Genomic DNA, 19358 nt, shown 5'->3' with positions numbered 1-19358 from the left:
TTCCAGGAACTCAACGCGCGCGCCAACCAGCTCGCCTGGGAGCTGCGGGCCCGGGGCGTGGGACCCGAGGTGCCCGTGGGCCTGTGCCTGGAGCGCTCGGCGGAGCTCATCGTCGCGCTGCGGGCGGCGCGGACGGTGGCGGTGGCGGGAGGCCGCGTCATCAGCGTGCGTCAGCGGGGCGCGACCGGCTGGTCGCTGGAGTTCGGTCCCGCGGCGGAGCTGGTGCTCGTGTCGTCCAGCGTTTCGCACGGGGAGCGCGTGCCGCGCGACCTGTCGTCGCTGCTCCTGACGTTCTCCACCACGCTGACGCCGGAGAGCGCGAAGCAGGCGGTGTCCTTGAAGGTGGCTGGCGAGGAGTGGCTCCAGACGGGCACGCCGAAGGTGGACCTGGAGGCGGGCAGCGCGCAGCAGCCGGTGAGCACGGTGGTGGTGCGCTTCCGTCCGGAGCTCCCCCTGCCCGCGGCGGCGAACGTGCGGCTCGCGGTGTCCGAGCAGCTCGCCACGCCGGATGGCAAGAAGCTGCTGGCGCCCTTCGCGGTGGACTTCCAGGCCGCGTCCGGGAATGGGCTGCGCCCGCGCATCGCCCAGGTGGTGCCGCGCGTTGGTCCGCAGGATGGCGGCTCCCAGGTGCAGATCCTCGGACAGGACTTCGCGCCGGACGCACTCGTGAGCATTGGCGGCGTGACCGCGCCGACGACGCTCTTCCATGATTCGACGCGGCTGAGCGCGGTCGTCCCGCCCGGCGCGAATCCCGGGCTCGCGGACGTGGTCGTCACGAACGTGAGCACGGGCCTGTCCGACCGGAGGGCCGGAGGCTTCCTCTACAAGGAGGAGATGAAGCTCAGCCGCGCGACGCCGAAGTTCCTGAATCCGCGCGGTGGCAGTGAGATGGAGATCGTGGGCACGGGCTTCCTGCCCGCGTGGGCGTATGGCGCCCTGGGGGCCCCCACCGTGGAGGTGGGCGGCACTCCCGCGCGCTCGGTGTCGGTCGTGTCTCCGGAGCTGTTGAGGGTGGAAGCTCCGGTGGGCTCGTTCGGAAGCGACGGCCGGGCCAGGGTGCGCGTCCGCTCGACGCTGCCGAACGCCCAGAACTTCGGCTCCACGGTCCTCTCCGAGGACAAGCACCTGGATGGCCAGGTGGGCTACGGCCTGGAGCGCAGCCTCGCCAACAACACGCCCCCCACGGCCACGTCGGGTGAGGAGCGCATCGACAAGGTCTTCCCGAAGTCGCTCTTCGTGGATCCCCAGCAGCCCCGCCTCGTCTATGCGTCCGCGGGCGCTTCGGGCGAAGGCAACCGCTCACTGAACAGCTACACGGGGGCCATCACCCACGCGGGCGTCTTCTTCAATTCGACCGTGCTGGTGAGCTACGACACCACCACGCAGGGGCTCCCCAAGGGGGCCACCCCGAGCGCATTCGCGACCCCCGTCGAGGACCTGAAGTACGTGGACCGGCTGTTCGGCGTGCTGGGCCGCTACCTGCCGGAAGGCAGCCCGCTGCCGGATTACGCCCTCACCCCGGACTCCATGGACATCGCGGCGAGCCAGGGCCAATGGCTCGTGGCGAACGGCGAGGCGGGCCTCACCGTGTTCGGCTCGCCGGGCCCGAAGCGGCTGGGCGCGGCGAAGTTCGGCGTCTACGGAGAGTCCGAGTACGCGACGCGCGTGTTGCCTACGCCCATTGGCGGCTGGGTGGCCTTCAACGGCATGGTGCAGAATCCGCCCCCGGGCAACGGGTCCTGCCTCAGCACGCAGCCGGCCGCGGGCATGAGCGGCAAGGTGCGGCTGCTGGACACGCGCTTCCCGTCGGATCCGCTGTTGGTCCGCACGGTGTCGCTGGAGGGCGAGCCCTACGGCCTGGCCGTGCATGACGGGCTGCTCTTCATCGCTGAAGGCCAGCACGAGGGCGTCTACTTCTGCCCGTCGCCCACCGCGCCTCCGCCGCCCGAGTTCTCGCTGCGCGGCGGCAGCAGGGGCGGCCAGCGTACGACGTACCATGCGAAGGAAGGCGCGCAGACGCATCCCCAGGGACGGCTGTCCATCGTCAACCCGGCCGAACCCAATACGGTGCTGGGGTCGCTCGCCTTCGCGGCGAACCTGACCGACGTGGTGGTGGTGCGGGACGTGGCCATCGTCGCGGCGGCGGAGCTGGGTCTGATCTTCATCGACGTGTCGGATCCGGCACACCCGGCCGAGATCACGTCGGCGCGGCTCGCCTTCGATTCGGATCTGTCGAACACGCCGGGCCAGCCGCAGAGGTTGCGCCTGTTGGGGGACATGCTCTTCGTCTCCGCCAACGAGGGCGGTGTGGTGCTGGTGAACGTGGCGGATCCTCGCGTGCCCCGGTGGGTGAGCGCTGGCAACACCGAGGTGGCCATGGACTCGGCGGCCGTGGGGGACCGGCTGCTGGTGGCGGGCCGCGACCGCGTCACCGAACTGGCGGTGCCCTTTACCTACGTGACGGGCATGACGCCGGCGCGTGACTCGACTGTGGCCCCGAAGGCGACCGTGCTCGAAGTGCTGATGAGCCGGCCCATCAATCCCGGCAGCGTGCACACCGAAGCAGGCGCGCACGGGGCGGCCACCGTGGAGTTGCTGGGCCCGGGGGACGCGCGCGTGCCCTTGAAGCCGGTGGTGGTGATCAATTCGGACGCGCAGCTTCGCTACGGCCTGAAGATCGAGCCGCAGGCGGACCTGGTCGCGAACACGGATTACACGCTGCACATCGAGGGCATCACGGACGACCGCGGTGGCGGCCTGCTGATTCCCTTCAAGGCCCACTTCAAGACGGGCTCCGACACGAGCGGCATGCCCCGTGTGGTCGCGGCGAGCCCGCGGTCCCTGTCCCGGCAGCTCGGTGGAATGCTCACGCTGTCGGGCAGTGGCTTCACCGGCGTGGAGCGCGTGCGCATCGGTACGAAGACGGTGGATTGCACCTTGCCGGCCAGCGAATGCAGCATGCTGGAAGACGGCACGCAGCTCCGGTTGAAGGCACCCTCGGCGGACCAGGCGGGCCCTGCCGACGTGGTGGTCATGGATCCGGGGGGCCCCTCCTCGGAGCTGCCCTCGGGCGTGTTCTACCGCGATGACCTGGAGCAGTCGGTGGCGACGCTGTCGCCGGACCATGGTCCCGTGAACGGTGGCACGCGCGTCACGCTGACGCTGGATCGCCCCGCGCTGACGCCGGGGATGCAGGTCATCGTCGGGGACAAGGCGGCGGAGGATGTCGACGTCATCGACCTGACGCGGCTCAAGTTCACGTTGCCGGAAGGACGGGCGGGACTTGCCTCCGTCCGGCTGGTGCCCTTCCAGGAGAACGCGGACGGCGGTGTCGTGTCGGACGGCGGTGTCGCGTCGGATGGCGGCGTCGCGCAGGCGGGCGTGGCCGTGGGCGTCTTCGCCTACGACATGCCGTTCGGTGAGAGCCTGTCGTTGCCGGGCTTCCCCCCGCTCGAAGCCTCCGAGCTGAAGCTGGTGGGCGATCTGCTGTACGTCGGTGCGTCCTCGACGAGCGCCCCGGGCCTGTACCTCTTCGACGTGTTCCTCCAGGAGCGCCCCATCGCGAAGGGAAACCTGCGCACGGACCACCCGGTGCGGGGCCTGGATGTCAGCGGTCCGCTGGCGCTGCTGGCGGAAGGCTCGGCCATCACCGCGGTGGACGTCTCCGTGCCTGAAGCGCCGTTCCAGTTGGGCCAGGTGGCCACCTCCGGCCTCGCCACGGGCGTGCGCATCGAAGGCGCGCGCGCGTACGTCAGCGTCGTCGAACCGAGCGCGGGCAGCGGACAGATCCAGGTGCTGGATCTGACGAAGCCGCCGCTCCAGATGGTGCCGGCCGCGGCGGTGAGCCTGTACCCGGAGGACGGCCTGGCGCTGGACCTGGGGCCGGAGCGCTTCTACGTGCTCACGTCGCGCATCCAGGGCACCGTGGGTGACGGGCTGCGACTGGCCATCTACGACCGGCAGGGCGTGCGCAAGGGCGACGTGCGCGTGGACAACACGCTCACGAGCCTGGATGCGCTGGTGCGCAGCCGGGTGTCTGTGCGCTCGGGCCGGGCCTACGTGACGGTGGGACGCCGCGTGCACGTGTTCGACGTCAGCGAGGCGAACGAGGCCGCGCCGGTGCGGTTGCAGGGCGCCGAGCTCGACAACAACGGCGCCGGCCTGACCTGGGCCGGAGGCAGCCTGTGGGTGGCGACCCAGGGCCGGACGGAGACGGTGGTGGAGGTGCCGCCCACGGAGCTGCTGGCGACGGGCTCCACGCCCGCGCACGGCTCGCTGGCGCCGGTGGACGCGTTGGTGAGCGTTGACTTCAACCTGGCCATCGCGCCGGACTCCATCGTCGATGCGGGGACCGTGACGGCCAGGGGCACGGACAACGTGGACCGCGTGGTGGATGGCACGTGGGAGGTCGTCCAGCGCGTGCGCGGTGCCTCGCTGCAATTCAAGCCCGTTCCTCCGAACGTGCCGCCGTTCAACGCGGGCGAACAGGTCCACGTCTCCGTGAAGAAGGGCAGCCTGAAGACGGTGGGCGCCAGCCCGCTCCGTCTTGCGGCGGGCGTGGACGTGCGCTTCGGCATCGCCACTTTGGCGGACGCCGTGCAGCCCACCCTCGAAAGCATCGAGCCTTCCAGCGGCGTGCGGACCCAGGACACGCCGGTGACCATCCGGGGCCTGAACTACAAGACGGGTCTCCAGGTGTGGGTCGGTGGCACGCAGGTGACGACGCCCCTGACCATCGCCCTGGATGGCAAGAGTGTCTCGCTGAGCATTCCCAGCGCGAACGGGCCGACCGACGTCGCGGGGCCGGTCTCGGTGGAAGTGCGGTACGAGAACGGACTGTCCGCGCTGAGGGTGGCGGGCTTCACGTACCGGGATGCGTTGGGGGTGGCCACGCTCACCCCGGACCGTGCCGAGCAGCGCGGAGGCATCCCGGTGACGCTGACCGGGACGGGCTTCGCGCGCGGGCTGACGGTGCGGTTCGGCGATCAGCACTCCTTCGACGTGCGCGTGCTGTCTCCGACGCGCGCGGTGGCCACGGCGCCGCCGCATGCGCCCGGGGTGGTGGACGTGGTCGTGGGGCTGTCGGACACGGCTCCGGTCACGAAGACGCAGGCCTTCCTCTATGGCGCGGGCGCCATGGCGAGGCTGGGGACGCCGCCGCTGCGGCATCTGTTGATGGAGCGCGGGGTGCTGTTCGGCGCCATTGGCGGCGAGGCGGACATCACGCTTCCCGGCAACGTGCCGGTCCAGGGCGGGGGCTTGCGGACGTGGTCGCCGGGCGGGTTGCTGGTGGCGGACGTCTCCGAGCCCACCGCCATCCGGGAGATCACCCGGCTGACCTTCTCGGACAGCTCGCAGGGCGGTGCGTGGCGTCTGGCGTCGCTGGGCGGACGGCTGTACGTGGCGGCCGGAACGGGCGGCCTGAAGGTCGTGGACATTTCGCGACCCGTCGCGCCCGTGCTGGAGATGTCCCTGGCGGGGACCGGCCCCACGGTGGACGTGGTGGCCGGAGGCGAATTGGTGTTCACCGCGGACTCCGAGGGCGTGCGCGCATGGCGCACCACCGAGGGCAGCCGTCCGCGGCAGACGGGGCAGCGCGCCATCGAGGGCGGTGTCACGGCGCTCGCGCTCCATGACGGCTACCTGCTGGCCGCGGGCGGCAGCACGGGCAACTCCCGGCTGTACGTGCTGGACGCGCGGCGCGGAGACCTTCCGGTGGTGGGCTGGATGCCGCTGGCGGCACGTGCACGGCACATCAGCCGCGAGGGCAGCCGGGCCTTTGTCTCGCTCGGAGCGCTGAAGCAGGTGGCGGTCATCAACCTCGCGGACGTGGCGCATCCGTCGTCCGTCGCGACGCTGGCGCTGGAGGATCCGCTGGGTGATGGGCATGTCTCCGCGGAGCAGACGCGGGTGACGGCGGGCATCGCCTGGGTGGCCGCCGGTGGCGGCAAGGTGCAGCGCTTCCGCGTCCCCTCCGTGGGGACGGCCGCGCCGCTGGAGCGGGTGTCCGTCACCGGTGACGCGACGACGCTGTGGGACCTGGAGCAGCACCTGCTGGTGGGCACGCTCGTGCTGGATGGCGCGGGCCGGGTGGTGGAGCTGCCCGTGCATCACGCGGGCGAGGCCGGGTATCCGCTCGCGGGCATGATCGCCACCGCGCCGCTGCCGCACCTGGAGCTGTGGGGGACGCGTCCGTCCGCGGGAGAAACGGTGTCCGTGCACACCTGGCCCGAGGTGCGGGTGAGCGAGGTGCCCCGCTCGACGACGCTGTCGGAGGTGTACCTGGAGAAGGCGGATGGCGGCGCGGTGGGCGCGGCGGTGTCCGCGCTCGCGACCGACGCGGGCATGAGCATCCAGGTGGTGCCGGACACGGCGCTGGCGGTGTCGTCGGAGTACGTCCTGCGCATCGGCAGGAACCTGAGCGACCTGCGCGATGGCGGCCTCGGGACGGACACGGAAGTGCGCTTCCGCACGGCCTCCCAGGCGACCCCGGAGGCTCCGCTCCTGGGCGAGGTGTTGCCCGCCTACGGCCTGCAGGATGGGGGCACGGTGGTGCGGGTCCAGGGCACTGGCTTCCTGGCGGGCTGCAAGGTGTCCATCGGCGGTGAGCTCGCGCAGGGCTGCGAGCTGGAGAATGACGCGGGCACGGTGGCGACGGTGCTGAGCCCCCGGGGCGTCGAGGGCGCCGCGGCGGTGCGGATCGCCAACCCGGATGGCCTGTCCGCGATGCGGCTGGGGGCCTTCCGCTACCTGCTGCCGCCGAGCATCACCCAGGTGAGTCCGGCGTTCGCGCCGGCGAACAGCCGGGCGGTGATCACGCTCTCTGGCAAAGGCGTGTTCAGCGGCTCGCGCGTCATCTTCACACCCGCGGGTACCTCACTGCGCATCCCGGCGCGCGCCGTGGTGCTGGATGCGTCGGGGGCGCTCCAGGTAACGGTGCCGGACGGAATCGTCGGTGCCGCGAGCATCACGCTGGAGACGTCACAGGAGGCTTCGCCCGGAGCGGAGCCCTGGGGCTTCACCTTCACGCTGCCCGCGCGGGAAACGCTCGTGGCGGATGGGCACGTGGCCGCGAACGTGGGCTACGCGCTGCTGACGGCGCGAGGCGACCAGTTGGTGGCGCTCGACCTGTCCTCTCCGGGCAGCACGGCCACCGCGTCCCAGGTCCCTGGCGTCGCGGGGCCCACCGCCCTGACGGTCGCGGGGAGCCGTGCGGTCCTGGTCGGTAGCGGCGCTGCGGTGCGCTACGACCTGGGCGGGTGCGGCATGGGGCCGGGGGCGCCCTGTGTGCCCCAGGAGCGCGATCGCGTGCTGCTGGTGCCGGGCGTGCCCATGTCGGAGGCGGCCGCGAACGCGGATGCGACGACCGTGGCGCTCGCGGGCGGCAGCGACCTGTTGCTGTTGGGGGAGCTGCGTGAAGTCAACGCCGCCCAGCCGCCGTTGGACGTGGTGGCGCAGATCTCCGTGGCGCCGGGCACGGTCCGGGGTCTGGGCATGGTGGCCGGAGGCGCGCTCGCGGTGTTGATCGACGAGGGTACGTCCTCGCGGCTGGAGCTGCGTGGCATCGAGGACGGACAGCTCGGGTTGCTCGGCGTCGTCATCGGCTTGCCCGGCGCGGCGCGGGGGCTGGCGGCGGAGGGCTCGCGCGTGGCCGTGGCCACGGGTGCGTCCGTGCACCTCTACGATGTCTTCCATCCGGCCAGTCCGCTGCTCGTGGGGTCGTGGACCTCCGCGGATGCGTCGGAGGACGCGGTGCGCTCCGTGGCGCTCTCCGGCCCCTGGGTGCTGGCGGCGGGCAGGACGCGCGCGGCCTGGCTGGACACCACGGCCGGGGAGAACCTGGTGGAGCGCACGTTCGCGAGCTACGCGGCCGTGACGTCTCCGCGCGCCCTGCTGGGCAACGGCATGGCGGTGATTGGCGGCGCGCCGGCGACGTACCTGTTCGACACGTTGCCATACCCCACCGTCGCCTCCGCTTCGCCGCTGCCCGGTGGGACGTTGGCGCGGGGCGGGACGGTCAGCCTCGCGCTCTCCAGCGAGCTGCCACTGTCGGTAGCGGCCGCCAGCACCGGTTCGCTGATGGACTCGCAGGGCAACGTGGTCGCTCTGGAAGGGCTGACGCGCATGGCGTCCACGGTTCGGCTCAAGCCCGACGTGGATCTCACGCCGGGTGTGGAAGTCACGGCGACGGTGACCTTCGGCAAGACGGAGTTCCACGGTGGGACGGTCCTGCAGCCGTGGTCGTTCTTCCTGCGCGGCGGCGAGCCGGGTCCGGGCTTCTCGGTGGGACCGCTCCTGCCAGGGTATGGCGCCATTGAGGGCGGCTACGACGTGCTGGTGTCGGGCACGGGCATCCCCGTGGACAGCCAGGTGTTCTTCGGCCAGCAGCCGTTGGTGAACGTGGAGCCGCCGACCTCCACCGAGCTGCGGGTCCGGGTGCCCGCCGCCCAGGTCGCGGGGCCGGTGCGCGTCCGCATCCAGTCCGGTGCCGGCACGTCGCTGGAGGTGCCGGGCGGCTTCATCTACCTGGCGAAGCTGGAACTCCTGTCGGTCGCGCCCAATCCGGCGGATCTCCAGGGTGAGTGGGTGACGCTCACGGGCAGCGGTTTCACGCGCGGCCTCCAGGTCTTCTTCGACGATGGGCTCGCGGAGACCCGCGCGCTCACCGCGACAACTGTGCAGGCGTGGATGCCCCCGGGCCCGCGCAAGCTGATCGCCATCCGTCTCCAGCAGCAGCGGGAGACGCTCTCCCTCGACGGAGTGCTGCTGCGAAGCGACAAGCGGGCGCCCCGGGTGGCGTCCTGGAGCGTGGAGTCGGGCACGTTGGTGGAGGCCCAGCGCAAGGTCTTCACCGCGACCTTCGATGAACCGCTGGCGGTCATTGGCAGTCAGACCGCCGCCGTCATGCGCCTGCGTGACAGCGCCGGTCAGTCGGTGGCTGGAACCACCCAGGTGGATGTGGCGGGTCGCACCGTGACGCTGGTGCTGAGCGCGGGAGCCCCGGCGCTGACGCCACGGGGTCGGTACACGCTGGAGGTGTCGGGCGTGAAGGACCTGGATGGCAACCCGTCCACCGTGGAGTCCCGGGCCTTCACGGTCAAGGACACCACGGGGCCCACGGTGACGCTGAAGCTCAAGGGAGCCTCCGTGGCGCTCGGCTCGGGCCCGCTGCCAGTGGGCGTCGAGCATGTCTTCCTGGTGTCCGCGGTGGACGACAGCGGCGAGCCGACGACGAACCCTGGACTCACGATTGGCACCGAGCAGGTGTCCGCGTCCGCGGATGGCTTCCACTACCGGTGGCTGTCGTCAGCGGGCAACACCCGGGTGAAGCTCGTCGCCACGGCGACGGACAGTTCGGGCAACGTGGGGCGCAGTCCGGACTATCTCGTGGATCTCGCGTCGGATCCGCCCCCTTCCGTCAGCTTCCTGCAGCCCACCCAGCGCATGGTCAGCCTGGTGGAGGGCGAGGCGCTCGCGCTGGAGGTCCAGGCTTCGGACACCGATGGGCGGTCTCCGAACACCGGCTGGGTGAAGAATCTGGAGCTGAGCCTGAACGGCTCGATCTTCAAACGGCAGACCTTCACGTCCACGTCCGGGCCCGTCGTCTCCGGACCCACGATGCTCGTGATGGAGCCGGTCGCGCAGGGGCCGGAGGTGCGCGATGTGGTCGCGCGCGCGGTGGACAACAACGGTTCGTACTCGGACCCGGCGGTCATCCAGGTGACGGTGACGCCGGACACCCAGGCGCCCCAGGTGTCCTGGCTGTCGCCGGTGGAGGGTCAGCGCATCGCTTCGGGCACGGTGGTGGACCTGCGCGCGTCCATCACCGACAGCAACGCCTTGTCCTCCGTGGTCTTCACGCAGGCGGTGGGCACGGAGGCCCCCCGGCAGATCGCGTCCTTCCAGGGTCCCGCGTCGACGGTGCGGTGGGTGGCGCCCACCGTGTCGTCGAACACGTCGGTGCGGTTCACCGTGGCGGCGAAGGACTCGCGAGGCAACGTGGAGTCCCGCCACGTGAACCTCACGGTGACGAAGCCAGAGGGACTGGCGCGGCCGTTCGTCGCCTTCCTGAGCCCCGCGGGTACCAACGCCTACGCCTATGAGCGGCAGACCCTGAAGGTGGAACTGACCGCGACGTCGCGCGTGGCCATCGATCGGGTGCGGCTGTCCATCGACGGACAGGAGCAGGTCCTCGTCCAGCCTCCGTGGATCCGGACCGTGACGGTGCCGGAGACGCGGGGGACATCGCGCCGCATCTGGCTGCGGGCCGTGGCCGTGGACGTCGACGGCCAGGAGAGCGAGCCTGCCCTCCAGGAAGTCGAAGTGAGGAACTCCTGGGGCGATCCCCTGTTGACCGCGGAAACGCTGCCCGTGGGTCCCCTGTGGCTGGGTGGCTCGACGCTGCACGTGTCGGGCGTCGGGACGGACGGGGGCGTGGCGATGGCCACCGCCGTGAGGGTCGCGGATGCTTCCGTGCCCACCGTGGGCGTGAATGCCTTCGAACTGCCCCTGGGCGGGGAGGGGGCCTCGGTGGTCGCCTCGGCGGAGGCCACGGACTACGGCGCGGGCAACCTGGTGGGCCAGCGCATGGGTCAACTGGCGGTGTTCGCCCGGGAAGCCGCCACGGTGCGGCCAGCGACGGGGGCCGCGGTGGCGGGCGTGGCGGTTCGCGGCGATACCTGGGCGGTGCTGCGCGTGGACTCCGCGGGGTCCAGCGTCGAGCTGCGCTCACGCTCCACGCTGGAGGTGACGGCGACGCGGGCGCTCACAGGCCAGGCGGTGGGCCTCGCGTTCGTGGAGGACCGGCTGGCCGTGGCGCTGCGCCGCTCCGGCAAGGGCGCGCTGGCGTTCCTGAAACTGTCGGACCTGTCCGATGCGACGACCGCGACGCTGCGGCGTGCCCCTTCGGCGGTGGTGCCGGTGCGGGGCGGCCTGATGGTGGGAACGGACGAGGGCGTGGAGACCTGGACCGCGCGGGGCGAGCTCGCTTCGCGCAGGCCCATGGGGCCCGTCCTCGCGCTCGCGGCGAACGGCGACGTGGCCGCGGTGCTGGGTGAGGCAGGACGGCTGGAGGTGCTGGAGGTGGGTGTCTTCCAGGCGCCTGACCGTCTGCGCTCGACGCAGACCGCGACGGGAGCCACCCGGGTGGCGCTCGTGGGCGGAGAGCCGTGCGCGGTGGGGCCGGCGTTCGTGAAGTGCTTCCGCGCCGCGCAGGCGGATCCGAAGGTGCTGGAGCCTACGGGGGCGATGCCGCTGGATGTGCCGGCGTTGTCCGCCTCGGGCTACGGCTCGTGGCTGGTGGTGGGCACCGCGAAGGGGGCGCGCGTGTTCGACGCGCGGTCGGCCGCGGTGCCGGACGCGGGCCACCCCTTCGGCGTGGGCGAGTTCCCGGCCGTGGCGGGAACCGTGGCCGTGGCGGGCGGCGACCTGCTGGCGGCGGACGCCCGGGCCGTGTCGCGCCTGGGCCTGGCGCGAGGGCCTCTCACGCCGGACGTGTCACTCGGTACGCCGGATGGGGGCGTGGTGGCGGTGTCGGGCGGACGTCTCACGCTGACGCCTTCGCTGACGGACGAGGCGGACCCCTTCAACGCCTACACGGCGGAGCTGCGGGTGGATGGGCGCACCGTCGAGGTGCTCGACAGCCGGTTGCCCACCCGGGTGGACCTGCCGCGTGACGCGGGAAGCACGTTGTTGTCGCTGCACGTGAGCGACCACGCGGGCAACCGCGACAGTGATGGGACCCCGGTGTCCCTGACCGCGACGGAGGGGGGGCCCCTCCTGGTGGCTCTCCAGGCGCCCGCGCAGGGCGTCGAAGGGGGCCTGTTGTCCGTGGTGGCGGTGCCCGAATCTCCAGCCCGCGTGGACGCGGTCGTCATCACGCTCCTGGATCCGGATGACCTGGACACGGTGCTCGCGACCGCCACGGCGATGCCGCCCGTGTTCACGGCAGCGCTGGAGATGCCGGTGCTGGGCGCCGCGCGGCGTCTGGATGGCCACTACCAGTTGAAGGCCGTGGCGAACTCGGGCGGTGTTCCGGGTGTGCCCTTCGTGAAGGACGTGGAGCTGCTCGTCGGAAGCGCGACCCCGGCCTTCAGCCTCCAATACGATGGGGGATCCGTCCAGGAGGGGAGCCTCCTCCCCGTCGCGGCGGTCTTCTCCCCCCCGGTGACCGGAAGCGTCGAGGTCCACTTCTCGGTGGATGGAGAAGAGCAGCAGGTCATCCAGGGCCCGCCGTTCACGACGTCCCTGCGCATGCCGATCCTGCGCGAGCGGGATGGCGGCGCTGGCTCCAACGCGCCGGTTCCGTTGTCGGCGCTCGCCATCACGCAGGATGGGCGGTTCTTCCGCACGCCCGAGGGCGCCAACGTGACGGTGATGCCGGACAGCACCCTTCCGGTCATCGTCGAGTCGAACTTCATCGTCGAACCGTCGGGTTCGATGGTGGCGGCCGGATCCACGGTCGTGGCGCGCATGTCGGCCACCGACAACGTGGCGGTGGAGTCCCAGGGGCTTCAGATCCTCCTGGAGGGACAGCCCGTGGCCACGGGTGGCTCGTCGCTGGTCTACACGGTGCCCGCGGGCACTCCGGCCGGCAGCCTCCTCAAGGTGGTGGCGACGGCGACGGACCGTGCTGGCAATCCGGCGGTTCCCAAGGAGAAGGAGCGCAGGGTGGTGGCCCCGTCGCTGCCCGGCCCGTCGCCGGATTCCGCGGGCATCTTCGCCCACGCACGCAAGCTCGTGCTTCGAGGAGACCTGGTCGCGGTGACGACGCCCACGGGTGTGAGCCTGGGGCGGCTGTCGCACGGCACCGCGCCGACGCTCCAGCCCCTGGCGACGCTGACCCTGGGGTCGGAGCCGGCCAGCATCGCGTTCATGGAGCAGTACCTGCTCATCGCGCGTGGCGCCGTGGGCCTGGACGTGGTGGACGTCTCTGTTCCGGAGCAGCCGCGCTTCCGGGGCAACGCGAGGAACTACTCCCGCAATCCCGTGGTGTCCGTGGGCGGCTTGAACCGTGCCTTCGCGAGCACCGATGAGCTGATCTACACCGTGGACCTGCGGGAGCCCGGCATCCCGGTCTTCGACAGCTCGTACCTTTTTGGCAAGGGGCCCATCCTGACGGCCTCCGCGGATCATGTCTTCGCGGCGTACCGCGACCTGGGGGTGAACTACATCCGTGGCAACGTCGCGCATGACAGCGCGCAAACGAAGCTGTGGAGATTGACTGGCGTCGCGAAGGCCGCGGAGCAGATGGGCGGCTGGCTGGTGGTGGGCACGGATCAGGGCCTGGAGATGGTCCTGCTCGATGGCCCGCAGACGCTGGCGCGACCTGGCCTCGTGCTGGGCACGGGCGTCCGTGCGGTCGCGGTCGCGGGGGGCACGGCGTGGCTGGCCTGTGAGGACGGCTGGCTGCGGTCCGTGGATGTGAGGGATCCATGGCGGCCGACGTTCGTGGCCATGGAGCCCCTGGATGCTACGGCGCTCACCGTGTCGGGTGGGGTGCTGCTGGCCGCCACCGACGCGGGCGTGCGGGTGCGCGCGCTCCCCGTGCCGGGCGTGGGCGCTGCTCCGACCGCGCTGGGAACGTTGTCGCTCGATGTCTCGTCGGTGTCGGCCTCGCGCCGGGGTGGGTGGCTCTCGAGCGTGGACGGACCGCGCCTGATGGATCTGGAGCGCCCCACCGCGCCGACGGCCGCGAATCCGCTCTCCACGCTGGCGGTGGCGCGCCAGACGGTGCAGGTCGGACGCGATGTCTTCATCCTGGGACCGGAGAAGCTGTCGGTCTGGGTCGAAGACACCCAGGGTTTCTTCTCGTTCGAAGGGGCGGGAACGACCACCCGAGGGGGCCGGCTGGCCGCGCTGGGGGCGTTGTCGCGCTTCGACGTGTCACCGAAGCGGCTCTGGGCGCTGGGGCCCGATCGGCTCTTCACGGTGACGACCGCGGACGCGCAGAACCTGGGCACGCTGGAGCTGACTTCGGCGCCCGTGGATCTCTCGGGCGATGAGCGCCGGGCGGCGGTGGCGCTGGGCGCCCAGGGCTTCACGGTGGTGGGCGTGGACGCAGAGGGCGGGCTGGAAATGCGCGCGTCGGTGCCGGGTGCGGCGGACGCGGTGGTGCTCGACGGTGACGTCGTCGTGGCCGGCGCAGGGACGGCCTTCCGGGTCTACGACCTGGCGGGGGCGACGCCAGCGTTGCGCGGTGGTGGTGCCACGGCCGGAGGACAGATCCGGAGGATCCGGCTGTTCGGTCGGCTCGCGCTGGTCGTGACGGAGGGAGGCGTGGAGGCCTGGGATGTGAGCACCCTTTCGGCCCCCGTGCGGCGCACGACGATGGCCGCCCCGGGTGCCAGGGATGCCTCGTTGGCGGGCTCCACCGTGGTGGTGGCGTCGGGGGTGGAAGGCGTCCAGGTGTTCCCGGCGCCGCACATGCCGGTCGCCGCCTCCGCGCGGTTGATGACGGCCTCGGCGGTGGTCGATGCGGATGCGGGAGAGTGGGTCCTCATCGATGCGCTCGTGGCGGGCCTGCGGGTGGACGACGCGGAGCTGCTCGTCGACGGACGGCCGTGGTCGCGGCTCGACGCGGAGCGTCCCCGGGTCGCGTGGCAGGTACCGTCGGCCGCGAGCGCGGCGACGCGCTTCAAACTCCAGGCGCGGGCTCGTGGCCCGGAAGGAGTTGAAGCGTTGTCCCCGGCGGTGACGGTGCGCGTTCGCACCCCCGTGACTTCAGAGGAGATGACGCTCGAGGCCAGCCTCACGGGCGCCGGTTGGTCGGAGCCCCTCTATTCGGGCCAGCCCATCCGCCTGGAGGCGAAGGTCGACAATGGGGAGCCACCCTATACGGTCACCGCCAGCCTGGATGGCGTGTTGCTCGGAGCGCTGTCGGTCGCGGCCAGCACGGACCCCTATTCGCCGCTCTACGAACAGGGCTTCTTCGTCGGTGATTTCCGCCTGCCGGTGTTCCGGTCGCCGAATCCGCCCGGCAAGCTCGTCGTCACCGCCGTGGACAGCCGGGGCGTGCCGGTCAGCACCACCCTCGAGGTGGAGCTGAAGTCGGACACGTCCGACACCCCGAGCCTGTCGGGAGTACCCGCGGTCCTGCGCATCAGCCCGGCGGTGAATGCCTTCATCGTCTACGTCAATGACTCGGGGCCTTCCATCCTCCGGATGTATCTGGATGGGCAATTGCTGGGCACCGGGTCGAAGCTTGGCAGCTACCCGAGCAGCTACTCGCTCCCCATCACGCTGACCCTGCCCCCGGAGATGCTGGGGCACCGGGTCCAGCTCAAGGCCGTGGTCGAGGACTTCATGGGCGGAGCTCCGTTCGTGCGGACCTGGGACTACGTGGTCGGTCCGGAGCGCGATCCTCCTGACTTGTCCATGTCCATGTACAACGATGCGGGCTATCAGTCCGAAGCGGAGCCCGGGCAGCCCTACAGTCTGTCCTTCACGGCCAGCCCGAGCGCTGGCGCAATCCGCCACCTCGAGGCCCGGGCCATCGTCGGAGGCCAGTGGCTCGACGACGCCCACGTGACGGGCGGTACTTCCGAACTCCTGGGCTCGGTCACCGACGGCGGGACACTCACGGCCTCCTACACCTTCCCGCAACTGACGGACGTTGCGCTGGAAGGTCACGACTACGTCGGCTTCCTGGTGACCGCGGTGGATGACGGCGACTTGAGCGCGACGCGGGCGTTCTTCAAGAGCTTCAAGATCAACACCGTTCGCTCCATCGGCAAGACCCTTGATGAATACCCGAACACCAACAGGAGCCCCGAGGGCTATCCCGTCACGGTCACCGTGACGGCACGCGATCCGGATGGAATCGCGTCCATGGACTTGAGCGTCAGGACACCCGACGGCGTCTTGATTCCCGCGACCACGTCGCTCACGTGTCGCGAGGCGGTGACCGAACCCACGTGTTCGAGGTCCGTCGCCAACGTGGCGCCGACGCGCACGGGCACCTGGTATGCGGTGGGCACCGCCGTCGATGGTCTGGGCGCCCGTCGTGATTTCAAGATCCCACTGACTGTGACCACGAACTCCGGTCCGACGGCGAGCCTCGTTACGCCGACGTCCTATGTGCTGCGAGGCATGCCTGTCGTGCTCACGGCGACCTTCAGCGACGCACCGAAGTTCGACTGGCTGCGGCTCGCATTGGATGGGCTGAGCACTCCGCTCGCTTCGCAGGATGGGACGCCGGTGCCCGAGTATGGGGACATCCTGCTGTCTGGCTCCTACACACCCGCCACCACCGGTGTGCTGACGGCTCGGGCGAGCGCGCAGGCCGTCGGGGGGCGTCAGGCCAAGGCTGTCCTGACGGTTCCCGTGTACCTGGAGGACGCGGCAATGACGTGCGCCGCGCCGGTCCCCATCCCGATGACCACCGAGCTGCGACCCGTGTCGCAAGCCCTTGCGCCCGCCCACGAGGTCTGCGGCAGGAGCTTCACTTCGGGATCGTGGCACGAGCTGCCCTTCGACGGGCCCGTGACGGAGCTCAGGCTTCGTGCTGCATGGGAAGTGGATGGGACCGCGCGACTGCCACGCATCGCGGTCCAGGACATGGAACCGGCTTCGTGCACTCCCGCGGGTGCACCCACGTGCAATTTCACGAGCGATGGGGTTTTGACAGGAGGCGCCTACGAGCGGGAGTTCTCCGGTACGTTCTCGAAGCACGCCCGCGTCTTCGTCGAAGGCGTGCCGGCCGGTCACGGATTGGTCATCACGGGCGCGTCCTTGGGCGAAGGGGCTCGGTGTGTCCCAGACGATCAGTCCACCCTCACGTGCGCGACGGGTGGCTGTTTGCCCACGGGCCAGGTCCTCTCCACCGGCCAGCCCGAATACCGATGCAAGCTGTCGCAATGCAACGACGGCATCAACAACACGGATCCGGAAAATCCCGTCTTCGACTATCCGAATCACCCTGGCTGTGATTCCCCCTGGGACGACAACGAGGAGATGCCGACCGTGCTCCCGGCCTGTGCTCCCACGGACACCGAGGACGATGATCAGGATGGTCTGAAGAACTGGCCGGATGATCCGGGTTGCTCCAGCGCCAGCGGCGATTCCGAGGACGGTGGAGATGGGGAGAGCTGCGCCGCGCCCATCGACTTCAACGCCGCCGCGCGAATGGCGGGCTCCACGCTCACCCTCGACTTCACGGGCGCGGAGAAGGACGAAGCCCTCTTCTGTGGAAGCCCTGACTCCACGGACCGGGTGGTGGGGGTCAAGATGCCCGGAAGGGGGCGGTTGGACGTCTACGGCGATTCCCACATCACCGCGGTCGGGGTGCGACGGACCTGTGCGGACGCGCATCCTGACAACAGCCGGACTTGCGCACAGCCCAAGGCTTCGAATGCGCCAGAGTGGCCCCTGAAGATCGAGCTCAGTCCTCCGTACGACGATCCGACCAATCCGCCCTTCTACCTGGTCGTGGAGGGCACCGGGACCGGCCTGCTCAAGGTCGGGGGCCGCATCTATGATGATGAGCGCTGCGATCCCGCGCAGCCCTGGTTCGCGTGTTCGTCCGACCAGCTCTGCTCCAACAGAGGGGCGGAGGGCTACAGGTGCAAGACTCCACGGTGCAGCGACGGGGTGAACAACGATCCCGACGAGGATGCTGCGATCGACTATCCGAACGACCCGGGCTGTGATTCCCCGGAGAGCGACGACGAGTCCAATCCGCCGCAACTCCCGGAGTGCGGTGACGACAAGGACAACGACGGTGATGCGCTGAGGGACCAGGGCGAAGACCCCGAGTGCCTCGACGCCGCGGACACGAGCGAGCTCTACTGCGGCGCCCTCGTGGCAAGCATTTCGCAGCCCACGGAGATCCAGGGTTCGACCCGGGGCGCAGGGGATGTCCTGGAGAGCTGCTCTGGCTATAGCGCTCCGGAGCGCGTCTACGACCTGATCGCGCCTGTCCGGGGCCTCTATCGCCTGCGGCTCGTGGGCGAGGAGGACATGACGCTCACCCTGCGACGCGACTCATGCCTGGGCCCGTCGTTGGATGGGCAGTGCTACCAGACCTACTCGTTGGAGCCGCTCGACAGATCCATCTGGTTGGAAGCGGGGGACCACGTCGTGATGGTCGTGGAGACCAACGGTCCGGCGGACTTCAGCCTCTCCATCCATCCGCCGACGGCCTGCTCCAACGGCCTGAACGACGACGGAAACGAGGACGCGCTCGTCGACTTCCCGAACGACCCGGGGTGTATGTCTCCCGAGGACGACGACGAGACGGATCCTCCGGGGCCGGTGCTCTGCTCCAACCAGCAGGACGACGACGGGGATGGGCTCGAGGATGCGGAGGACCCGGCCTGCTTCGGCCCGGGAGTGTTCAGCGAGACCTTCTCTTGCGGGGGGGTCACCACGACGGACCTGCCTTCGGGACCGCTTCCCCTGCGCAGACCGGATGTCATCTCCGGAGTCAGCGCGTTCACCGCGTCTACCTGTGGTGATGCCTCCAGCACCTCTCCCGAGAAGGTGTTCCTCTGGGCCGCACCTGCGAAGGGCCGCTACGAGTTCAACACCAACAACTCTCGGGTCGGAACAGAGCTGTCCCTCGTGGCACCTGCCTGCGGTGTGAATGATCTGCTGACGTGCGGCTCCTCCGGAACCACACCGGGTTCGCGAAGCATCGAGTGGAACCTGGAAGCGCACGAAAGGGTCGTCATCGTCGTGGACGGCGACAGCGAGAGCGGCGACTTCGTCCTCAACATCCGTGAGGTGTCCGCCCCATGACCTCCCGCACGGCACCGTTCCTCCTTCCTGACTTCTCCGAGCCCATGAACCGCCGTCACTCCTCCCAGCCTTCGTCGCCGTCCCTTCCGTCCCCGCGTCGGTTTCGTGGGTGGGTGCTCATGGGGACCGGGCTGCTGCTCGTTGCCTGCGGAGACCCGAAGGTGGTGGCGGAGGTGGGCAAGCAGAAGGTGACGCGCGCGGAGGTCGCCGCGTACGTGGACGCGCAGAGCGCGCGGGAGCGGCCCACACCCGCCCAGGCGTTGGACGCGTTGGTGTCCCGCTCCCTGTTGGCGGAGCAGGCGCGCCGCGAGGGCCTTGCGGACGACGAGGCCGTGAAGGCGCGGGTGGCGACCGCGGAGCGCGAGGTGCTGGCCCAGGCGCTGCTCGAAAAGCGCCTGGCGTCGGTGGTCACCGAGTCGGCGCTTCGCAAGCGCTATGAGGCTTCACGCGACGCGCTGTCCCGCCGGCAGGTGCGCGTCCGGCAGCTCTTCGTGAAGGTCCCGGCGAATGACGAAGCGACGCGCAACCGGGCGTGGTCCCGGATGAACGCGCTCCAGGCGCGGCTCGCTGGGGGCGAGGACTTCGAGAAGGTGGCGCGCGAAGCCTCGGAGGATCCGGTG

The 19358-nt window shown here is 70.5% G+C and carries 2 protein-coding genes; both read left to right on the top strand.

What is annotated here, in order from left to right; translation table 11 throughout:
• Positions 1–57: 57 nt before the first annotated feature.
• Positions 58–18738 carry an IPT/TIG domain-containing protein gene (locus tag D7Y13_RS20915; protein ID WP_208734477.1) on the top strand — a complete coding sequence of 6227 codons (18681 nt, stop codon included), beginning with the start codon at positions 58–60 and terminating at the stop codon, positions 18736–18738.
• 119 nt (positions 18739–18857) lie between these two features.
• Positions 18858–19358: peptidylprolyl isomerase (locus D7Y13_RS20910; protein WP_147452472.1), on the top strand; the 501-nt coding region annotated here is incomplete at its 3' end.

The organism is Corallococcus praedator, from assembly GCF_003612125.1.
Taxonomy (GTDB): domain Bacteria; phylum Myxococcota; class Myxococcia; order Myxococcales; family Myxococcaceae; genus Corallococcus; species Corallococcus praedator.
Note: the sequence above shows the minus strand (reverse complement) of the source record. Positions and strands in the feature narration are given on the sequence as shown.